Source organism: Amphritea atlantica (genome assembly GCA_024397875.1).
Taxonomy (GTDB): Bacteria; Pseudomonadota; Gammaproteobacteria; order Pseudomonadales; family Balneatricaceae; genus Amphritea; species Amphritea atlantica_B.
This window is the reverse complement of the sequence record CP073344.1, coordinates 3,065,889-3,085,819: the sequence shown is the minus strand read 5'-3', so window position 1 is coordinate 3,085,819 and position 19,931 is coordinate 3,065,889. Positions and strand designations below refer to the sequence as shown.

Genomic DNA, 19,931 nt, shown 5'->3' with positions numbered 1-19,931 from the left:
AGTAAGCGACACATAAGTGAATTCATGCAAATGTTTTTATGCAAGTTGTTTAATGCTTTGAGCTAGATTTACCGAATGCCTTTTTCCGGCATTCTTGATTTAAACTGAAGAGTTTGATCATGGCTCAGATTGAACGCTGGCGGCAGGCTTAACACATGCAAGTCGAGCGGTAACAGAGAGTAGCTTGCTACTTTGCTGACGAGCGGCGGACGGGTGAGTAACGCGTAGAAATCTGCTGGTAGTGGGGGATAGCCCAGAGAAATTTGGATTAATACCGCATACGCCCTACGGGGGAAAGCAGGGGACCTTCGGGCCTTGCGCTATCAGATGAGTCTGCGTCGGATTAGCTTGTTGGTGAGGTAATGGCTCACCAAGGCGACGATCCGTAGCTGGTCTGAGAGGATGATCAGCCACACTGGGACTGAGACACGGCCCAGACTCCTACGGGAGGCAGCAGTGGGGAATATTGCACAATGGGCGAAAGCCTGATGCAGCCATGCCGCGTGTGTGAAGAAGGCCTTAGGGTGTAAAGCACTTTCAGCAGTGAGGAAAGGTTGTAGTTTAATACGCTATAGCTGTGACGTTAACTGCAGAAGAAGGACCGGCTAACTCCGTGCCAGCAGCCGCGGTAATACGGAGGGTCCGAGCGTTAATCGGAATTACTGGGCGTAAAGCGCGCGTAGGCGGTTTGTTAAGTCAGATGTGAAAGCCCCGGGCTCAACCTGGGAACTGCACCTGATACTGGCAAACTAGAGTACAGAAGAGGGTGGTGGAATTTCCTGTGTAGCGGTGAAATGCGTAGATATAGGAAGGAACATCAGTGGCGAAGGCGACCACCTGGTCTGATACTGACGCTGAGGTGCGAAAGCGTGGGGAGCAAACAGGATTAGATACCCTGGTAGTCCACGCCGTAAACGATGTCTACTAGCCGTTGGGGAACTTGATTCTTTAGTGGCGCAGCTAACGCACTAAGTAGACCGCCTGGGGAGTACGGCCGCAAGGTTAAAACTCAAATGAATTGACGGGGGCCCGCACAAGCGGTGGAGCATGTGGTTTAATTCGACGCAACGCGAAGAACCTTACCTACTCTTGAAATCCAGAGAATTCGCTAGAGATAGCTTAGTGCCTTCGGGAACTCTGTGACAGGTGCTGCATGGCTGTCGTCAGCTCGTGTTGTGAAATGTTGGGTTAAGTCCCGTAACGAGCGCAACCCTTGTCCTTATTTGCCAGCACGTAATGGTGGGAACTCTAAGGAGACTGCCGGTGACAAACCGGAGGAAGGTGGGGACGACGTCAAGTCATCATGGCCCTTACGAGTAGGGCTACACACGTGCTACAATGGCGGTACAGAGGCCGCAACCCCGCGAGGGTGAGCAAATCTCAGAAAACCGGTCGTAGTCCGGATTGGAGTCTGCAACTCGACTCCATGAAGTCGGAATCGCTAGTAATCGCGAATCAGAATGTCGCGGTGAATACGTTCCCGGGCCTTGTACACACCGCCCGTCACACCATGGGAGTGGATTGCACCAGAAGTAGCTAGCTTAACCTTCGGGAGGGCGGTTACCACGGTGTGGTTCATGACTGGGGTGAAGTCGTAACAAGGTAGCCCTAGGGGAACCTGGGGCTGGATCACCTCCTTAAACGATAGCGGATTCTTAGCAAGCGTTCACACGAATTATCTGATCACTGATAAAGAGAGCAACTAGGCAGCCGAAAGGCTGTTTTTTATGCGATAGGCTTGTAGCTCAGCTGGTTAGAGCGCACCCCTGATAAGGGTGAGGTCGGTGGTTCAAGTCCACTCAGGCCTACCAATCTTACGTAATACTACGTTGTAGCACGACTCGCATAGTGAACTATGCTTCACCGTACTACGCCTTGTCTTACGCAAGATGGCGCCGGCTGTTTGGGGCTATAGCTCAGCTGGGAGAGCGCCTGCTTTGCACGCAGGAGGTCTGCGGTTCGATCCCGCATAGCTCCACCATTAACTGAATTATCTGGTTGCTCGTCTGAAAGTATTAAAAAATACGCATCTCCGATGTTTATCTTTTAAAGCTTTTAGCTTTATACGCTCTTTAACAATTGAATCCTGTAACAAAACGAGAAAAATGTACAAGCGCTAATCCGGCGTAAATGTATCGTTATTTCAGCGTCATCTTTAAGATGACAAAGAAGTTTTATCAGTGACTTTGACAGACCCTTTTGGGTTATATGGTCAAGTGACTAAGCGTGCACGGTGGATGCCTTGGCAGTCAGAGGCGATGAAGGACGTGGTAACCTGCGATAAGGTTCGGTGAGTCGGTAAACAGACTTTGACCCGGACATTTCCGAATGGGGAAACCCACCCAGTATAAGCTGGGTATCTCTTAAGTGAATACATAGCTTTTGAGAGGCGAACCCGGGAACTGAAACATCTAAGTACCCGGAGGAAAAGAAATCAACCGAGATTCCCCTAGTAGCGGCGAGCGAACGGGGACCAGCCCTTAAGCTACTTTAACGTTAGCAAAACACTCTGGAAAGTGTGGCCATAGTGGGTGATAGCCCCGTATGCGAAAACGTTTTAGTAGTGAAATCGAGTAGGACGGGACACGTGATATCCTGTCTGAATATGGGGGGACCATCCTCCAAGGCTAAATACTCCTGACTGACCGATAGTGAACCAGTACCGTGAGGGAAAGGCGAAAAGAACCCCTGTGAGGGGAGTGAAATAGAACCTGAAACCGTGTACGTACAAGCAGTGGGAGCGGTCCTTGAGACCGTGACTGCGTACCTTTTGTATAATGGGTCAGCGACTTAATTTTAGTAGCAAGGTTAACCGTATAGGGGAGCCGTAGGAAACCGAGTCTTAATAGGGCGTGCAGTTGCTAGGATTAGACCCGAAACCGAGCGATCTATCCATGGGCAGGTTGAAGGTTGAGTAACATCAACTGGAGGACCGAACCGACTACCGTTGAAAAGTTAGCGGATGACCTGTGGATCGGAGTGAAAGGCTAATCAAGCTCGGAGATAGCTGGTTCTCCTCGAAAGCTATTTAGGTAGCGCCTCGTGTCTCACCATTGGGGGTAGAGCACTGTTTCGGCTAGGGGGTCATCCCGACTTACCAACCCGATGCAAACTCCGAATACCAATGAGTGCAATCACGGAGACACACGGCGGGTGCTAACGTCCGTCGTGAAAAGGGAAACAACCCAGACCGTCAGCTAAGGTCCCAAAGTTATGGTTAAGTGGGAAACGATGTGGGAAGGCTTAGACAGCTAGGAGGTTGGCTTAGAAGCAGCCACCCTTAAAGAAAGCGTAATAGCTCACTAGTCGAGTCGGCCTGCGCGGAAGATATAACGGGGCTCAAACCATACACCGAAGCTACGGACGCTGTTTACAGCGTGGTAGAGGAGCGTTCTGTAAGCCGTTGAAGGGAAAGCTGTAAGGCATCCTGGAGGTATCAGAAGTGCGAATGCTGACATGAGTAACGATAAGGGGAGTGAAAAACTTCCCCGCCGGAAGACCAAGGGTTCCTATCCAATGCTAATCAGGGTAGGGTGAGTCGACCCCTAAGGCGAGGCTGAAGAGCGTAGTCGATGGAAACAGGTTAATATTCCTGTACTTCTTGTTATTGCGATGGAGTGACGGAGAAAGCTAGGCCAGCACGGCGTTGGTTGTCCGTGTTTAAGGTTGTAGGTTTAGGACTTAGGAAAATCCGGGTCCTTCTAGACTGAGAATTGATGACGAGCCCTCTTTTGGGTGAAGTGGTTGATGCTATGCTTCCAGGAAAAACTTCTAAGCTTCAGATAACAAGAAATCGTACCCCAAACCGACACAGGTGGTCAGGTAGAGAATACCAAGGCGCTTGAGAGAACTCGGGTGAAGGAACTAGGCAAAATGGTACCGTAACTTCGGGAGAAGGTACGCCGGTGCTGGTGATGGGACTTGCTCCCTAAGCTGGCGCTGGTCGAAGATACTAGGTGGCTGCGACTGTTTATTAAAAACACAGCACTCTGCAAACACGAAAGTGGACGTATAGGGTGTGACGCCTGCCCGGTGCTTGAAGGTTAATTGATGGGGTTAGCTTCGGCGAAGCTCTTGATCGAAGCCCAAGGTAAACGGCGGCCGTAACTATAACGGTCCTAAGGTAGCGAAATTCCTTGTCGGGTAAGTTCCGACCTGCACGAATGGCGTAACGATGGCCACACTGTCTCCACCCGAGACTCAGTGAAATTGAAATTGCGGTTAAGATGCCGTATATCCGCGGCTAGACGGAAAGACCCCGTGAACCTTTACTATAGCTTCGCAGTGGACTTTGATATTACTTGTGTAGGATAGCTGGGAGGCTTTGAAATCTGGACGCCAGTTCAGATGGAGCCAATCTTGAAATACCAGCCTGGTACTATTGAGGTTCTAACTCAGGTCCCTTATCGGGATCGAGGACATTGTGTGGTGGGTAGTTTGACTGGGGCGGTCTCCTCCCAAAGAGTAACGGAGGAGTACGAAGGTGCGCTCAGCATGGTCGGAAATCATGCATCGAGTATAAAGGCATAAGCGCGCTTGACTGCGAGACAGACACGTCGAGCAGGTACGAAAGTAGGTCTTAGTGATCCGGTGGTTCTGTATGGAAGGGCCATCGCTCAACGGATAAAAGGTACTCCGGGATAACAGGCTGATACCGCCCAAGAGTTCACATCGACGGCGGTGTTTGGCACCTCGATGTCGGCTCATCACATCCTGGGGCTGAAGCCGGTCCCAAGGGTATGGCTGTTCGCCATTTAAAGTGGTACGCGAGCTGGGTTTAGAACGTCGTGAGACAGTTCGGTCCCTATCTGCCGTGGACGTTTGAGATTTGAGAAGAGTTGCTCCTAGTACGAGAGGACCGGAGTGAACGAACCTCTGTGTTCGGGTTGTCATGCCAATGGCATTGCCCGGTAGCTATGTTCGGACAGGATAACCGCTGAAAGCATCTAAGCGGGAAGCCCCCTTCAAGATGAGATCTCACTGGGGCCTTGAGCCCCCTGAAGAGCCGTTCAAGACCAGGACGTTGATAGGCTGGGTGTGTAAGCGTTGTGAGGCGTTGAGCTAACCAGTACTAATTGCTCGTGAGGCTTGACCATATAACGCCAAAAGCGTTTGGTTAGCTGATAAATTAAGATACATCGCAGGCTGAATAAAACAGCCACGGATTAGAGTTTGTACATGACTCTCCGATTACAGGATTCAAATGACGCTTTGAACAGATAAGCAAACGCTTTAGTTCAAATCGTTAGAGCAACCAGTTTTGCTTGGCGACAATAGCGAGATGGAACCACCCGATCCCTTACCGAACTCGGAAGTGAAACGTCTTAGCGCCGATGGTAGTGTGGAGCTTCTCCATGCGAGAGTAGGTCATCGCCAAGCACCTAATTACGAAACAGCCCCGATCATGCGAATGATCGGGGCTTTTTTCGTTTGAGACGCGGCTACGAAGTTTTAATAAAGTCGTAGCCAGACGCGACTGCGTCGCTTGCTGGAACGGCGCTGCGCGCCTGCTAGTTGCTAGAAAAGGCAGGATGCATCTCCTAACCATTTAAGGCACCTCTGCGCTCTCAGTGTCCTGGGTGGTGAAGTGAGGTCATGGCTCTTTCATATCCAACTCTGGATTGGTCATGCGCCAGTAACCTTTCTGTCATTCATCACCTATACCATCCTCGGGTTGTAAAATTAACCCCGGAGACCTGTTATGCCTGTCAGTCGTTTCAAAAAATCACTTTTGGTTCTGTCAATTGCTGCTTCAGCCACTGTTGTTCAAGCCAATTCCTTTAACCGTATTGCCAGCTTCGGTGCTATCGATAATTTACCAGAAGGGACTGAGTCAGAGCGGGAGACGTCTCCTGAAATTATTGCTGCCAGTGAAGATGGTAATACACTGGTCTATTCTGATAGTCCTTTCGAGGCATTAGGGTTCGTTGATATCACGAACGTACAGATGCCGGTCGCCGGAGGACTGGTTAAGCTGGATGGAGAGCCTACATCCGTTGCAATTGGTGGCAATACCGTTTTTGCGGGTGTTAATACCAGTGAAAGTTATACCCAACCTTCGGGCTATCTGATGGCTCTCGGATTGCAAACACGTAATGAGTTAGCCCGCTGTGATCTGGGTGGTCAGCCTGATTCTGTGGCTGTATCTAAAGATGGTCGCTATGTCGCCGTGGCTATTGAGAACGAGCGTGATGAAGATCTCAATGAGGGTGAATTGCCTCAGCTTCCTGCTGGCTGGGTAACCGTCGTACCGGTTAAAAATGGTCAGCCTCAATGCGATAAACTGATGAAGGTTGATATGACGGGGCTGGCAGAGATTGGAGCGACTGATCCTGAACCTGAATTTGTTGATTTCAACAGTCGCAACGAAATCGTGGTGACACTCCAGGAAAATAATCATCTGGCAATTATCGATGCAGCCAGCGGCAAGATTCTCAACCATTTTTCTGCCGGGAGTGTTGAGCTTGACGGTATCGATATCAAGAAAGATAAAAAGCTGGATTTCAGCGGAAGCCAAACCCGTCTGCGTGAACCTGATTCCGTTAAATGGATTGATGAGAACCGTTTCGTTATTGCCAATGAGGGTGATATGAATGGCGGTGCCCGCGGGTTTACCATTTTTCATAAAGATGGACGGATATTGTTTGAATCTGGCACGTCGTTTGAGCAGGAGATTATTTTAGCCGGCCACTATCCTGAGAAACGTTCTGGTAAAAAAGGAAGTGAGCCGGAAGGTGTTGCTGTGGGCGAGTTTGACGGCCAGACCTATATCTTTATCCTCTCTGAACGGGCTTCGGTTATCGGTGTTTATCGAGATACGGGAGGGGAGCCTGAGTTTGTTCAGCTGTTGCCTTCGGGTATTGCTCCGGAGTCTGCGGTGGTGATACCTCAGCGTAATCTACTGGTGAGTGCTAATGAGAAAGATCTGATTGAAGATAAAGGTCCTCGCGCGCATGTCATGTTGTACGGCTTTTCTGATGCGCCAATTGCTTATCCACAGATAACGTCTACACGAACCAGTAATGGTACGCCGATCGGTTGGGGGGCTTTATCGGGGCTGACAGCAGATCCTGCTAAGCCGGGTATGCTGTACGCGGTGAACGATAGCTTCTATGCTAACCAGCCTACAATTTTCAGTATTGATGCAAACCAGACCCCTGCAAGAATCACAGCAGCAATTCCGGTTTTACGTGACGGACAAGCAGCTAAAAAACTTGATCTCGAAGGTATTGCAGCGGATGGAAAGGGTGGCTTCTGGCTGGCGTCTGAAGGTAAAACCAAAAAAGATGTTCCTCACGGGATTCATCATGTAAACAGTAACGGTGAGATTGATCGTACAATTGATTTCCCCGCTGAACTGCTGAAGCATGAGATCAGGTTTGGGGCTGAAGGGATTACTATGATTGGTGAGACTCTGTGGGTCGCAATTCAGCGGCCCTGGAAGGATGACCCTGCTGATCAGGTTAAACTGTTAGCTTATCACCTGAAGACAAACAGCTGGGGCGCTGTGCACTATCCACTTGAGCATGTTTCAACCGGTTGGGTTGGTCTCTCTGAAATTGTTAACCATGGTGATCAGGTCTATATCATCGAACGGGACAATCAGCTGGGTGAGTCTGCGCAGGTGAAACGTCTCTATCGTGTTTCTACAGATCAGTTGAAACCGGCTGAGATCGGTTCAGAGCTACCAGTTGTTAAGAAGACATTGGTTCACGATTTTCTCCCTGACCTGAAGTCTCTGAATGGCTATGTACAGGATAAGATCGAAGGGTTTACCGTAGATGCTGCAGGTAACGGTTATGCGGTTACAGACAATGATGGCGTGGATGATAGCTCTGGCGAGACTCTGTTTTTCAGAATCGGAAAGATGTAAAACCTGAAAAAAATAGAAGTATAAAAAGGCGATCATTGATCGCCTTTTTATTATAAATTCGTTATGGCCTTACTTTGTTAGGGTTTATTTTTATGTGGTTGTTATAAAAACTTCATATAAATTTATTATAAATTTAACATAGATGATTTTTTTGTTTTAAAAAATTATTTTAATTGTCAGTTAACCTTTCTGTAATATTTTCTAGCTATTATCGCAGCCAATAAATTTTTGCTTAAATAAATAAGGCAGTGGTAATGCGATTTAGTTCAAAAAACTTCATTTCTTTTTTGTTGTTTTCTTTATCAGCCTCTACATCGGTTTTGGCCGATGTTAAATTATCCGCTGAAAACGGTATCTATATAATCGCTGTAAATGGTGTTGAGCTGGAAAGTGATTCTTTAATTGGAAATAAGCTATCAGCTCAATTACCAAATGGTGTAAACCAGATTCTTGTTCGCTACTCAGCAGAGATAGAAACATTCGGTGATATTGAGATAGAAAACAGTAATCCGCATATTATTGTTTTTAAAGCACAAGATAACAGTCTTAAACTTTCAGCTCCTGAAATAAAGCGTATGTCAGAATTCAACGAGTTCGATAATGGTCAGCAGTGGCTGCTTACTGATAGCGCCGGTCGTTCAATCAGTTATAAGTCAAAACCCCTGATTAAAGAGGGCTTTCAGCTTAGCCGTGATTATGTAAGAGAGCTAAATGATTTTAACCGGTCTGGTGATGAATTATCAATCAATTACCTTCCGTCCGATATGCGTGACTCGGCTAAAAAGGCTGAGAGTAAAAGTGTTGTTATTTCATATAAGTTTTCTGATGAGTCAATTGATAATAAAAAATATGTAAATCTTCCCGAGCAACTTCTTCAGTATTGGTATTTGAAAGCCGATGCTGAAACCCGTGAAAGGTTTAAAGATTGGATCAGTGATAAATAATTCTATTTTGGATATTTGCCTTATTGTCGATGAGGTGGCAGGGAGTGCCTTTTAATAATTTAACTTAATTAACTTTTGTCTTTTCTTAACTGGAGAAAGAAATGAAAAAGCTTATCCTGGCTGCTGCTATTGCAGCGACTACTGCTGGTTCTGCAAGTGCTGCGACTATTTACGAAGGTAAAGGTCTGACTTATAAGCTGAAAGGTGACTTTCAGATTCAGCTTCGTAAAGATGCTGGTGAAGATCAGAAGCTGGATGTTGAATTCGATGATCTTGAGTTGAAAAACTCTGTTATCTACGATCTGGGCGACGACATGAAAGCGTTCGGTCAGCTGGACTTCGGGTATAAGAATGCTGCGGAAGGCAAAACTGATAGCAGCCACCTCGAAGAAGCCTATGTGGGTATGCAGTTTGGTAACGTTTCTGTATCCATCGGTCAGCAGAACTTTGCCGTAGATAGCTTCGGTGTTGATGCGCAGCTCGAAGACAAACTGAAAGAAGATCAGTTTGATGCTACCGAAACTTCTGGTAATGATGTGGTTCGTGTTGATGTCAACATGGATAACTTTACCCTGATAGCGACTACCGAGCTTGAAGCTGGAAGCGAAGACAGTGCGGATGGCAAAGGGTATGATCTGTTCGTATCTACCTCCGTGGGTGGTGTCGATCTGGGAGCTGCATACCAGAACTATGACGAAGACCCGTCGGTTTCCGGTGATGTTGATGTTTGGGGTGTAAGTGCGTCTTTTGATGCAGGATTTGCAGAATTCGGCGTTGATTACAGTAAGGCTGATGATGGGACTGTTGAGACTGATCAGTATAACCTGATGACTATTGTTCCTGTTGCCAAGACAACTGACCTGGGTCTGGGGATGACTAAGGTTGAAGAAGATGGCGCTGATGATGTTACTGAGTGGTACGCTAACGTTGTTTACAAGTTCCCAACTCAGAAGAACGTATCTGTGTTCGCTGAGATTGCTGATACTGATGAAGATGGCGTGAAGATGGGCTATCTGGCAGGTATGCGCGTTAAGTTCTAATCAGAACTTTTGTGAAAAACAAAGTTCATTCTTAGTTCACCCCTTCGAGCTTTGAATGACCATTTTTCAGGCCGGTTTTCGAACCGGCCTTTTTTAGTTTTTAAAAGCCGCGCTCAGTTGTCCGAGATCCGAAGTTCGTAAAGGCATGGAGAAATTTTTACCACAGAGGACACAGAGCTCACTGAGAAGAGCTTTTATTTTCCTCTGTGCATTCCGTGGCGAGTCTGAGTTACAAATGCAGCAACCGGACAAGTTGCCGAAGGCAACGTTCGGATAAATGAATTGATCGAACTAGCGAAACGATCGGACATCGGCTCTTAACCCGCCGATTTTTCTTTCAGGTAATCATGGCATTCCTGCCAGTCACCACGGAATTTTATCCGCTCTGCCTTCAGACTAAGCTGATACTCATACATCGGATCGTAATACCATTCTAGCAGTGGTGTAAGCCAGTTCAGGTGAGCATCGAATCCTGCGCCAGCCTGATGGCCCTTTATCGCTTTTTGCATCTCCTCTCGCAGGATCTGCCAGCGCTCATTGCCCAGTCTTCTGCGGATTTTATCCAGTCCGGACAGAAGGTACTCTTCACAGAGTATCTGTCCCTGTTCCTCACCGTGAACTCGGGTATAGTCAGCAACCATGTCGATAACATAATCCTGAAGTAATCGTTGCAGACGAACCTCCAGTGGATCTTCTACTACGGCAACAGGGGCGGCAAGCATTTTCTGGTAGAGCGGAGCCGGGAGGTCAACACTGCCGATATGCCGGCCTTCATCTTCCAATACCAGTTGTTGATATCCTGCATGCTGCTTTTTCAGCATCGCAATAGCGGTGATATTTTCAAAGTTGATCTGAGTATTCTGAGCATTAACGTAGCCGCCAAAGCTGGAACCCCGATGATGTGCAGCACCTTCCAGGTCGATGGCGTTAGCCAGTGTGTTAACCATCAGTGTTTTGGCTGAGCCGGTCTTACCTCCGACAATATGGAAAGGCATCGTGCCGGACAGTTCGTCAATAACATCCAGAAGGGCGTTTCTCAGAGCTTTATATCCTCCCAATACCAGCGGGTAATCGATACCGGATTCTTTAAGCCACTGTTGAGTTGTTCGTGAGCGTAAGCCGCCACGGAAACAGTAGATGTATCCCTCCGGGTTATCGCGACAGAAGTTCAGCCAGCGTTCCATTCTTTGCTCTTTAATCTCACCGCTGACTAACTGATGCCCCAGTTTTATCGCGGCTTGCTGCCCCTGCTGTTTATAACAGGTGCCGACCTGAGCGCGTTCGTCATCAGTCATCAGTGGAAGGCTTACAGCGGTTGGAAAGGCTCCCTGATTAAACTCAACCGGCGCCCGAAGATCGACCATAGGGGTATCATTCAGAAATAGCTCTCGGTAATTATCGGTATCTTCGCGCATAGGGTTCTTGTATCAATTGTTGTGATTAGGTTTTATAGCTAAGCTTTATTAAATGAGTTACCAGTTGCTGATTATCTGAGCAGATTACTTTTCAATGCTTATCTTCTGCAGCTGGCGGTCATGCCAGCGGCTCAGTAATATCAGTGCAAAACAGGCGCCCAGCAGGGCCATAAACATATCTGATTGGGTATCCCATACATATCCCTGTGTACCCAGGAATGCCGCAGCTGATTCACCGCTGAGCTCTGCAACCCACCATTCAATTAACTCATAAAGAGCACTAAAGGCGAGACAAAAACTGATAATAAACAGGTTCAGCCATCGGTAGCCATTAACCGCCTCTGCCCGAATAATGATCTCTCTGGCGATGATGGCCGGGATAAAACCCTGAGCGAGGTGGCCCACTTTGTCGTAATTGTTGCGCTGCCAGCCAAACAACTCGGATATCCAGTCAAAAAGTGGCACTTCGGCATAGGTATAATGTCCGCCAACCATCAGTATGAGGCAGTGGATCAGAATCAGCACATACAGCAGCGGTGTCAGCGGATACTTTTTCCAGGTTAAGGCTAAGACAGCGGCACCGATCAACGCGGGCGCAACCTCAAGAAACCAGGTGAACTGATCTTTGGGATTGATTGCCGACCACAGGAGTGTCGCCGTAAATGTGATAATCCAGAGTATTCGCATCTGCGCAGTATAAGTTATTTAGCAGGCCTAAAATAGCGCTGCCAGCAAGGTTTACCCGATGCGACGTCGCCCGGCAGAGATGTCTCTGCGGGAGTCCGGCGTCATGCAACGATAGGGATTACCATTGCTGGAATATGCAGCCGTTGACCGGTCAGTGATTTTTCGCTGGCGGGTAAAATATCCTGGCTTGGCCAAAGCCCGCTGGACAGTGCTTTCATATAGCCATTTTTCAAACCGGATTCTGACATCTTCTTGGCCGTTTCAGCGTGATTATAAGCTAACCGCTGCCAGCTGCAGATGAGCTGCTGATCAACTTTGGATATAGTCAGATACCAGGTTTCGGAGCTGGCATCGTTTGCGGGCATACCAATCACCCCCGCATTTAACCAATACCCCGTGCTGAACTTTTGACCGAAAGGGATCCCACAGTGTCCGGCAAGAATGATATCGCTGCCGCAGTGCAACAGTTGTTGCTGAGCGATGTTTGCCGCATCGGAGGGGAAGATAAACTGGTTACTGCTGCTAACGCCAGCATGGATCGCGGTGAAGGCATGCTGACCATAGTCGAAGCTGATTCGCCCGGGCAGCTGTCGCATCCAGGCTTTATTGGCTTCGCTGACCCGGGGAAGGGTGTAGTTATACCATTGGGCAGACAGCAGGTCACATGCACTGCCTGCGTTAAAACCACAGCCACAGTCTGCGGCACCGTAGCCTACAGACTCTTCACAATTACCGGCAACAACCGTGATGCCCCACTCTCTGATCAGATCGACAGTCTCATCTGGCTCGGCGCAATAGGCCACCAGATCGCCGGTACAGAGCACATTGTGCGCCGGTATACACAGGTCATCAGCGATCTGTCTGATAGCACGGGTGGCCTGGAGGTTGCTGTATGGCCCGCCAAAGATTAACAGCGGACTCGATTCATCGGGCTTGAATGGGATCATACTGTGGTTTCTGTCAGGGTAGGGTGTTGATGCTTACTCATCATCCCCGCCCAGAACAGCAGGCAGCCTCCAGCCAGAACACTGAGCGATATCCACAACAACTTAGTGTATTTATGGCTTTCTCCAAGCAGATGTGTGTGTCCTGAAGATTCAGTGAAATACAGTGCTGCACCTGCCAAAGCCATAGCGAAACAGCTGAGATAGCTCCATAGAGGAATATCGGTCCGTTTACCCCATAAGGAGAAGAATATCACCGGAGCAAGGTACATCGATGCGGTACCACTGACGGCAACTGCGCTGAACAGATCTTTATTGCCGACAAACACCAATAGCAGACCCAGTAAAACAAATACCGCCATGGTAATCCGGCCGTTGGTCAGGGATGGCTCAACCCATTTCATGTCCACCGCAACCAGCTTCGAGGAACTGGACAGGGTGCTGTCGAGGGTAGACATCGCGGAGATGACCAGAATAATATTGAACATTAGCATCGGCATTTCACCGAGCAGCCGCAGCAGCGCTGCATTCATCGCTTCACCACTGATGGCGCTGGCTCCGGCAATGATACCAAAGCAGCCAAACAGTACAATCGAGATAAAACTGATCCAGGCTGCATGGTAGAAGCTTTTGCGGGTGGTTTCCCGGTCCGCGAGAAAGCCCCGGTCCATCATCACCGGGTCATGCATCGGATAGCTCCAGATCTGCAACAATGCGACCAGAATCAATACCGGGCCGGGGTCCGTTATAACGAAACTTTTAAACATCAGTGTCGCGCTGGTGAGCTGTCCTGTTGTCAGAACGAGAATTGTCAGGCCACCCAGTAAAATCAGAAACAGTACCATCTGAAACAGATCGGTACGCAGTGATGCATGGAGACCACCGAGCATCGAATAGACCAGTGTGATAACCGCAAACAGCGCAACCGCAGCGGTATAGGATGTACTGCCAGCGACACCGAAGAGAATACCGATAACCAGGATGTTGGCAAAGACTTCGCTGATCAGGCGAACGCCGATGACGAAGTTGTAACAACGGGTCCCCCAGCTGCCAAATCGGTCGGTCAGGAACGCCTGTATGCTGTTAAAGCCGTGTTCAAATCTGACAGAATCGATAATCTTAGCGCCGGTCAGAAAGGAGAGATAGTAGGTGGCATAGGCCAGGGTGCCCCAGATACCGTAATAAAAACCGAGAATGGCTGCGTTCAGGAGTGATCGGGCAAAGATCCAGGTGGTGACCTGTGAAAAGGTCAGTATCAGCAGACCAGGTGGCTTGCCTCCAGGTGAGTGACCCTTAAAAAAAGCATTATTACTGTTTGCTTTCGGGCTGAGAAAAACTGAAATGATAGCGACCGCAGCAACTGCGATGATAAGTGATATGTCCATTTGCTGTCCTGACACTTGTGAAAAAATGTGTTTTGTAATTATTAACCGAGAAACTGAAATCAGAATGAAAAATATCGGCCGTTGACAAAAATATGCAGGTTACCATAACAGTCAGATTTTATAGGCAAAAAAAAGCCTGTCATTTGACAGGCTTTTTACTATACAGAATTTACACGTATTTTTTACCGGTAGGCACAGCGACAACAGGAATCGTAGCGCCTTTAATGACCTGACGTGTTGTCTGGCTGTGGTGACCAAAGGTGTTTTCAGAACCCATAACAATCATATCCACGTTGCGTTTGGCCGCAACTTTGAGGATTGAGTCCGTATAGTTCCCTTCAACGATCATGTGTTCGATGTCCAGATCAACAATCTTATCCAGGGATCCCAGTTCCTCTTCGCAGAACGTTTCGACCCGGGCTTTCATCTGCTGCATAACCTGATCGATACCTTCATCATGCATCTTCTTGACGACGTCTTCCGGCAGGTAGTTTTGAATCAGGGCATGTCCCAGCTCACCGATCGGCTCGATAACATGCAGCATAATAATATGTGCTTTCATCGTCTGAGCAAGGTTCACCGCCTGTCTGAAAACCGGGCGGGTGTGTTTGCCCAAAGAAGTTGTGTACAAAATTGTCTTAATCTCAGGGAGTGGCATGCTCAATATCCTCATAAGTTACTGTTCAGCAGCATTGTGCTGAATCAGTCTGTTTTCTGGAACCGTGTTGTCGGCATTCAGTTTCGGCTGACTGACCCGGTCCAGTAGATAAATGATAGATTTGTAATCTAAACCGCTATGGTGCGATAACCCTATTTCACAGGTGCGGCTGGTCGAATATCCGCTCGTACAGCCTTCAACATCCTGCCTGAGTGAGCGCAATGCGGACTCATTCAGCTCGGGTGTTGAGAATCCCTTATCACCGGCAAATCCGCAACAGGTTATCTTCTCCGGAATAACCACATTGGTTACACAGGATTCGACAATCCTCTTCAGCTTGTCGGTAATTCCCAAGCGGGTTGTGCTGCAGGTTATATGCAGTGCTACGGTTTCCTCAACGGGTGAAATCACCAGCCGGTCGAGCAGAAACTCATGGATGAACTCTACCGTATCAAAAAGTTTAATACGTTGATCTGTATTATCTTTTAGTCTAAGACTGCAGGGGCTGGTATCTGAAAACACAGGATACTCACCATTATTTGTCGCCTTAAGCAGCATCGCTTCAGTTTCTGCGGCCTTATAATCGGCAGCGTCAAACATCCCTTTTGACTGGAATGGCATACCACAGCACAATTGGTCCAGATTATCCGGGTAGATCACCTGATAGCCTGCCTTGCGCAATAGTTGTTCAGTCTTCTCTGCAAGAGAGGTCTGCTCATTATCGCCCCGTGCTGGTCCCATCGCCCGGCTGGCACAGCTGGGCAGGTAAACAACCTTTGGCGCATCCGGGTGGGTCACCGGGCGGTGGGTGTTTATCTTAGGTGCCGCCGTTGGCATCGACGGAGTCCACTGTTGCACCCGTCCTCCGGAGAGTTTACGGGTGGTGTCACAGATTGCACTCATCGCTTTAGTACCGATCAGTCCGTGGGTCAGATCGGCGCCTTTAAAGGCGACTTTACTGGCAGTCATTACGCCGCCATAGTGCTTTGCCAGCCACTGAGCCAGTTTAGCGTGCCGCTCGTTGTTCCGGCTGCGTAACAAACGGGTCAGATCACCGGTGTTTATCTCTACCGGGCAGGTGGTTGAGCATAACCCGCAAGCCGCGCAGGTATCTATCCCCTGATAAAGGTACTCTTTGCGCAACTCCGCCAGTCGCTGCGGATCTTCATGGCTGGCTTCAAGCCGGGCAATCTCCCGCCAGATAACGATTCGCTGACGCGGGGTCAGGGTGAGATCCCGTGAGGGGCAGGTGGGCTCACAAAAGCCGCACTCGATGCATTTGTCGACTAACGGATCGGCAGCCGGAAGTGGCTTGAAGTTTTCCAGATGCACATTGGCATTACGGTTCAGTAGCACTCCGGGGTTGAGAATATTGTGTGGATCGAACAGTTCCTTGATCTCCCACATCAGTGCATAGGCTTCAGTTCCCCACTCTTTTTCAACATAGGGGGCCATATTGCGCCCGGTACCGTGCTCCGCTTTGAGCGAGCCATCATATTTATCGACAACCAGGTTGGCGACATCATCCATCAGACCTTCATAACGATCAATTTCAGACTGTGTATCAAATGACTGAGTAAAGACAAAGTGGAGGTTCCCCTCCAGTGCGTGGCCAAAGATGAGCGCTTCATCATAGTCCCATTTGACAAAGATCTGGTGCAGGTCGTGAACCGCATCGGCCAGTTGTTCTACCGGAAATGCCACATCTTCGATTATGACGGTGGTACCGGTTTGACGCACAGCCCCGACTGCCGGGAACAGGCCTTTGCGGATTGCCCAGTACTTTGAATACTCCTGTGGGTCTGTGGTGAACTCAACATCGCGCACGGTCTCCAGCGAGGCGATAGAGGCCTTAATCTGCTCAACCTGCTGTGCCAGATGGTTTTCACATTCAGCCCGTGTCTCAACCAGCAGCGCAGCTGCATCATCCGGCAGCTGTTTGATAAAGTCGGGCATACCGGCTTTGTTTTCGATCGACCGCAGCCCCGCACGATCCATCATCTCGACCGCAGACACCGGGGTCTTCTTCAGTATCGCCACTGCTTCACAGGTGATGCGAACGGTGGGGAAAAAGATCAGCGCAGACGCTTTATCCGGATGCTCATCAACCGTGTTGTAGGTGATATTGCTGATAAAGCCAAGCGTTCCCTCTGAGCCGATCATCAGATGCTGCATGATCTCAATTGGGTCCTGGTAATCAACCAGTGCATTGAGGGCATATCCGGTGGTATTTTTCAGTCGGTATTTATGCTCGATGCGTTGCCGCAGAGCGGTATTACTCCGGGTTTGAGAGGCCAGAGCTTCCAGAGCTGTCAGCAGACTACTGTGACTATTTCTGAAAGCGGTGACCGAGGCTTGGTCTCCGGTATCAACAGAGGAGCCATCCGCCAGAATCAGTTTCATACTGTGCAGGGTGCGATAACTGTTTTGTGCCGTTCCGCAACACATACCGCTGGCGTTATTAGCGGCGATACCACCGATCATCGCCGTATTAATGGAGGCCGGGTCGGGGCCGATCTTTTTATTAAACGGGGCCAGGTAGCTGTTAGCATGGCCGCCAATGACGCCGGGCTGAAGCGTTATGCGGCTGGCATCATCGTCTATACGGTAACCTTTCCAGCCATCTTTCAGTTGAATCAGCACTGAATCCGTGATGGCCTGACCGGAAAGGCTGGTGCCTGCCGCGCGGAAGGTGACGGGGACTTTATGACGATAGGCCAGCTTTACAATGCGGGCCACATCCTCTTCCGATTCGGGCCGCAGCACCAGTTGAGGAATCAAGCGATAGAAACTGGCATCAGTGCCATATGCCAGTGTGCGAAGCGGATCGGATATGATCTGTTTAGCGGGCAGAAATTCCTGCAAGAGTTGCTTGAACTGTTGATATTCCTGCTTCATTGAAATGCCTCGCCTTAGGCAGTTGCTGATTCAAATGGTGACTCAGGATCTGCCCGATTATCTGGTGGCCCGCAGGCCGGATGGAATGGAACAACAGAAGGAGACGGGCTCCTTCTGTACTGACCGGGTTAAACCAGGCACTTAGCCATAGGCTGCAGCAGGCAGCCAGAGAATCAGCTGAGGAAAGAACACCAGAATCAACAGGCCGATAAGCTGCAACATGATAAACGGCATAACACCTTTATAAATATCACTCAGTTTAACACTCGGTGGACAAACCCCTTTGAGATAGAACAGGGCAAAGCCCACCGGCGGTGTCAGGAATGAGGTCTGTAATGCCATGGCAACGAGCATCACAAACCACACCAGCTCCGGATTATCCACCACCCCATAACCATCAATATCCAGCCCCAGTGCCGAGATAACCGGCGCCAGCAACGGCAGAATAATCAGCGTAATCTCAATCCAGTCAAGGAAGAAACCGAGCAGGAAGATGACCCCCAGAATAAAGAAAATAATTCCGTAAGGGCCAAACGGAAGACCGGTGAGGAACGATTCAATCAGTTCATCGCCCCCCAGTTCACGCAACACCAGTGCAAAACAGGTGGCTCCGATAAAGATAGCGAAGATATAGGCAGTGGTGTTGTAAGTGCCCTGCATCACCTCTTTAAGCACCCGGAAGTTGAACTTTCGGTTATAGAGGGCCAGCAGTGTTGCACCGAATGCGCCTACGCCTGAGGCTTCTGTCGGCGTGGCGAAACCACCAAAAATGGAACCCAGCACTACAAAGATCAGCAGCAGGGTAGGCAACACCGCTTTAAGCACTGAAATAACCGTCTGCAGTGTGACCGGCTTGGTATCCGCTGGAATAGGTGCAGCGTCGGGCTTGAGCTTACCGACAATAAGAATATAGAGGATGTACATCCCCCCCAGCATCAGTCCCGGGAATACCGCCCCCATAAACAGGTCGCCAACCGACAGACCCAACTGATCGGCCATGATGACCAGCATGATACTTGGCGGGATCAGAATACCCAGGGTACCGGCGCTGGCGATGGTGCCCAGTGCCAGTGGCATTGAGTAGCCCTGTTTTGTCATGGAAGGCAGCGACATCACCGCCAGCAGTACTACTGATGCGCCGATAATGCCGGTAGAGGCTGCCAGAATAATACCGATGGCGGTTACCGTGATCGCAAGACCACCGCGTACCCGACCGAACAGCTCCTGCATGGAGTTCATCAACCGTTCTGCAACGCCTGACTTATCCAGCATAATCCCCATAAAGATAAACATCGGCAGGGCAACCAGAATCCAGTTGTCCATTATCTTCCACAGGCGGTTAACCACCAGACCCAGTGTAAGAAAGTCCAGACCGGTTATGGTATCGAAATAGGTATCAGCCAGATAACCGATCAGGGCAAAAGCGACCCCGACGCCCCCCAGAACCCAGGCGACCGGAATACCGGTAAACAGCAGTGCAATGAACGACAGGAACATCGCAATAACCAGAATTTCATTAATTTCCATTACGCGTTGTCCCCTTTAAACAATAAAACAGTGTCCCGGTAAAGACGTGACAGCACCGCTACACCCAGCAGCAGCATACTGGCGGGTATCGCACTCTTAACCAGCCAGCGGTAAGGCAGGCCTGAAGGGGACTCGGAGTGCTCATTGATACGGTAGGATTCAGCAACAAAATCGAGGCTGTGGATAAAAATAACGGAGATAAAAGGCAACACTAACAGCAGGATGCCTAATATCTCGATCACGTGTTTGGTTTTTGCTCTGAATGATGAATAAAACAGGTCGACACGGATATGCGAGTTAGTTGTCTGGGCGTATGACAGACCAAACATCACCCCCAGCGCATACAGGTGCCATTCCAGCTCTTCTAAAACGATCAGACCACTGGAAAATCCTTTTCTCAGAATCACCTGAGTAATAATGACCAGAACCAGAATTACATAGACCCAGGCGATTATATGGCCGATTTTCTGGATCGCCCGGTCAATGCTGTCCGCCAGGGGAACAGAGGGCAGGCTGTTAGGCTCGTTCACGATAATGCACCTTTACCAGTTTTTATTGTA

Annotated in this window: 12 protein-coding genes, 2 tRNA genes and 3 rRNA genes; 9 read left to right on the top strand and 8 right to left on the bottom strand. The window is 49.2% G+C overall.

The window, feature by feature from the left end:
* Positions 1–101: 101 nt before the first annotated feature.
* The 8 genes from KDX31_14195 (at position 102) to KDX31_14160 (ending at position 9,857) form a co-directional block, all read left to right on the top strand.
* Positions 102–1,640 (top strand): 16S ribosomal RNA (locus tag KDX31_14195).
* 94 nt (positions 1,641–1,734) lie between these two features.
* Positions 1,735–1,811: transfer RNA gene (locus tag KDX31_14190), tRNA-Ile, on the top strand.
* Positions 1,812–1,905: 94 nt separating this feature from the next.
* Positions 1,906–1,981, top strand: a tRNA-Ala gene (locus KDX31_14185).
* A gap of 229 nt (positions 1,982–2,210) precedes the next feature.
* A 23S ribosomal RNA gene (locus KDX31_14180) occupies positions 2,211–5,096 on the top strand.
* Positions 5,097–5,263: 167 nt separating this feature from the next.
* Positions 5,264–5,379: ribosomal RNA gene (gene rrf, locus KDX31_14175) — 5S ribosomal RNA — on the top strand.
* The 16S, 23S and 5S rRNA genes sit together here with 2 tRNA genes alongside, the layout of an rRNA operon.
* Before the next feature lie 322 nt (positions 5,380–5,701).
* Positions 5,702–7,873, top strand: a complete 2,172-nt coding sequence (locus KDX31_14170) for an esterase-like activity of phytase family protein (protein ID UTW02492.1) — start codon at positions 5,702–5,704, stop codon at positions 7,871–7,873.
* Between the two features lie 254 nt (positions 7,874–8,127).
* The gene (locus KDX31_14165; GenBank protein UTW02491.1) at positions 8,128–8,817 is read left to right on the top strand and encodes a DUF2057 domain-containing protein; all 690 of its coding nucleotides are present in this window, start codon (positions 8,128–8,130) and stop codon (positions 8,815–8,817) included.
* 101 nt (positions 8,818–8,918) lie between these two features.
* Positions 8,919–9,857: a porin gene (locus tag KDX31_14160; GenBank protein ID UTW02490.1), complete on the top strand. Its 939-nt coding sequence runs from the start codon at positions 8,919–8,921 to the stop codon at positions 9,855–9,857.
* 317 nt (positions 9,858–10,174) lie between these two features.
* On the opposite strand, the gene mnmH is transcribed toward KDX31_14160, so the two are convergent.
* From mnmH to KDX31_14130, 6 genes are all read right to left on the bottom strand, one after another.
* Positions 10,175–11,272, bottom strand: a complete 1,098-nt coding sequence (gene mnmH / locus KDX31_14155; protein UTW02489.1) for a tRNA 2-selenouridine(34) synthase MnmH — start codon at positions 11,270–11,272, stop codon at positions 10,175–10,177.
* 84 nt (positions 11,273–11,356) lie between these two features.
* Positions 11,357–11,959: a DUF2238 domain-containing protein gene (locus tag KDX31_14150; GenBank protein ID UTW02488.1), complete on the bottom strand. Its 603-nt coding sequence runs from the start codon at positions 11,957–11,959 to the stop codon at positions 11,357–11,359.
* Between the two features lie 101 nt (positions 11,960–12,060).
* Positions 12,061–12,906: a metallophosphoesterase gene (locus KDX31_14145; GenBank protein UTW02487.1), complete on the bottom strand. Its 846-nt coding sequence runs from the start codon at positions 12,904–12,906 to the stop codon at positions 12,061–12,063.
* Complete coding sequence (locus KDX31_14140; protein UTW02486.1) at positions 12,903–14,288, bottom strand: sodium:proline symporter; 1,386 nt, start codon at positions 14,286–14,288, stop codon at positions 12,903–12,905. The genes KDX31_14145 and KDX31_14140 overlap by 4 nt, the downstream gene beginning before the upstream one ends.
* Positions 14,289–14,457: 169 nt before the next feature.
* On the bottom strand, positions 14,458–14,946 hold the full coding sequence (locus KDX31_14135; protein ID UTW02485.1) for a universal stress protein: 489 nt from the start codon (positions 14,944–14,946) through the stop codon (positions 14,458–14,460).
* Positions 14,947–14,964: 18 nt separating this feature from the next.
* Positions 14,965–17,844, bottom strand: a complete 2,880-nt coding sequence (locus KDX31_14130) for an FAD-binding oxidoreductase (GenBank protein ID UTW02484.1) — start codon at positions 17,842–17,844, stop codon at positions 14,965–14,967.
* Positions 17,845–17,848: 4 nt separating this feature from the next.
* On the opposite strand from KDX31_14130, the gene KDX31_14125 reads away from it, so the two are divergent.
* Positions 17,849–17,989 (top strand): hypothetical protein, encoded by a 141-nt coding sequence (locus tag KDX31_14125; GenBank protein ID UTW02483.1) that lies wholly within the window; start codon positions 17,849–17,851, stop codon positions 17,987–17,989.
* Here KDX31_14125 and KDX31_14120 read toward each other — a convergent pair.
* Together KDX31_14120 and KDX31_14115 are read right to left on the bottom strand one after the other, a co-directional pair.
* Positions 17,986–19,371, bottom strand: a complete 1,386-nt coding sequence (locus tag KDX31_14120) for a TRAP transporter large permease subunit (protein UTW02482.1) — start codon at positions 19,369–19,371, stop codon at positions 17,986–17,988. The genes KDX31_14125 and KDX31_14120 overlap by 4 nt on opposite strands.
* Positions 19,371–19,901 (bottom strand): TRAP transporter small permease subunit, encoded by a 531-nt coding sequence (locus KDX31_14115; protein ID UTW02481.1) that lies wholly within the window; start codon positions 19,899–19,901, stop codon positions 19,371–19,373. Before KDX31_14115 ends, KDX31_14120 begins: the two co-directional genes overlap by 1 nt.
* Positions 19,902–19,931 lie beyond the last annotated feature (30 nt).

What these genes read in the sequence shown, in the direction of transcription:
- KDX31_14160 (UTW02490.1), top strand. Translation starts at nt 8,919, where the DNA reads ATGAAAAAGCTTATCCTGGCTGCTGCTATTGCAGCGACTACTGCTGGT.
- KDX31_14120 (UTW02482.1), bottom strand. Translation starts at nt 19,371, where the DNA reads ATGGAAATTAATGAAATTCTGGTTATTGCGATGTTCCTGTCGTTCATT.
- KDX31_14165 (UTW02491.1), top strand. Translation starts at nt 8,128, where the DNA reads ATGCGATTTAGTTCAAAAAACTTCATTTCTTTTTTGTTGTTTTCTTTA.
- mnmH (UTW02489.1), bottom strand. Translation starts at nt 11,272, where the DNA reads ATGCGCGAAGATACCGATAATTACCGAGAGCTATTTCTGAATGATACC.
- KDX31_14145 (UTW02487.1), bottom strand. Translation starts at nt 12,906, where the DNA reads ATGATCCCATTCAAGCCCGATGAATCGAGTCCGCTGTTAATCTTTGGC.
- KDX31_14130 (UTW02484.1), bottom strand. Translation starts at nt 17,844, where the DNA reads ATGAAGCAGGAATATCAACAGTTCAAGCAACTCTTGCAGGAATTTCTG.
- KDX31_14150 (UTW02488.1), bottom strand. Translation starts at nt 11,959, where the DNA reads ATGCGAATACTCTGGATTATCACATTTACGGCGACACTCCTGTGGTCG.
- KDX31_14140 (UTW02486.1), bottom strand. Translation starts at nt 14,288, where the DNA reads ATGGACATATCACTTATCATCGCAGTTGCTGCGGTCGCTATCATTTCA.
- KDX31_14125 (UTW02483.1), top strand. Translation starts at nt 17,849, where the DNA reads ATGCCTCGCCTTAGGCAGTTGCTGATTCAAATGGTGACTCAGGATCTG.
- KDX31_14170 (UTW02492.1), top strand. Translation starts at nt 5,702, where the DNA reads ATGCCTGTCAGTCGTTTCAAAAAATCACTTTTGGTTCTGTCAATTGCT.
- KDX31_14135 (UTW02485.1), bottom strand. Translation starts at nt 14,946, where the DNA reads ATGCCACTCCCTGAGATTAAGACAATTTTGTACACAACTTCTTTGGGC.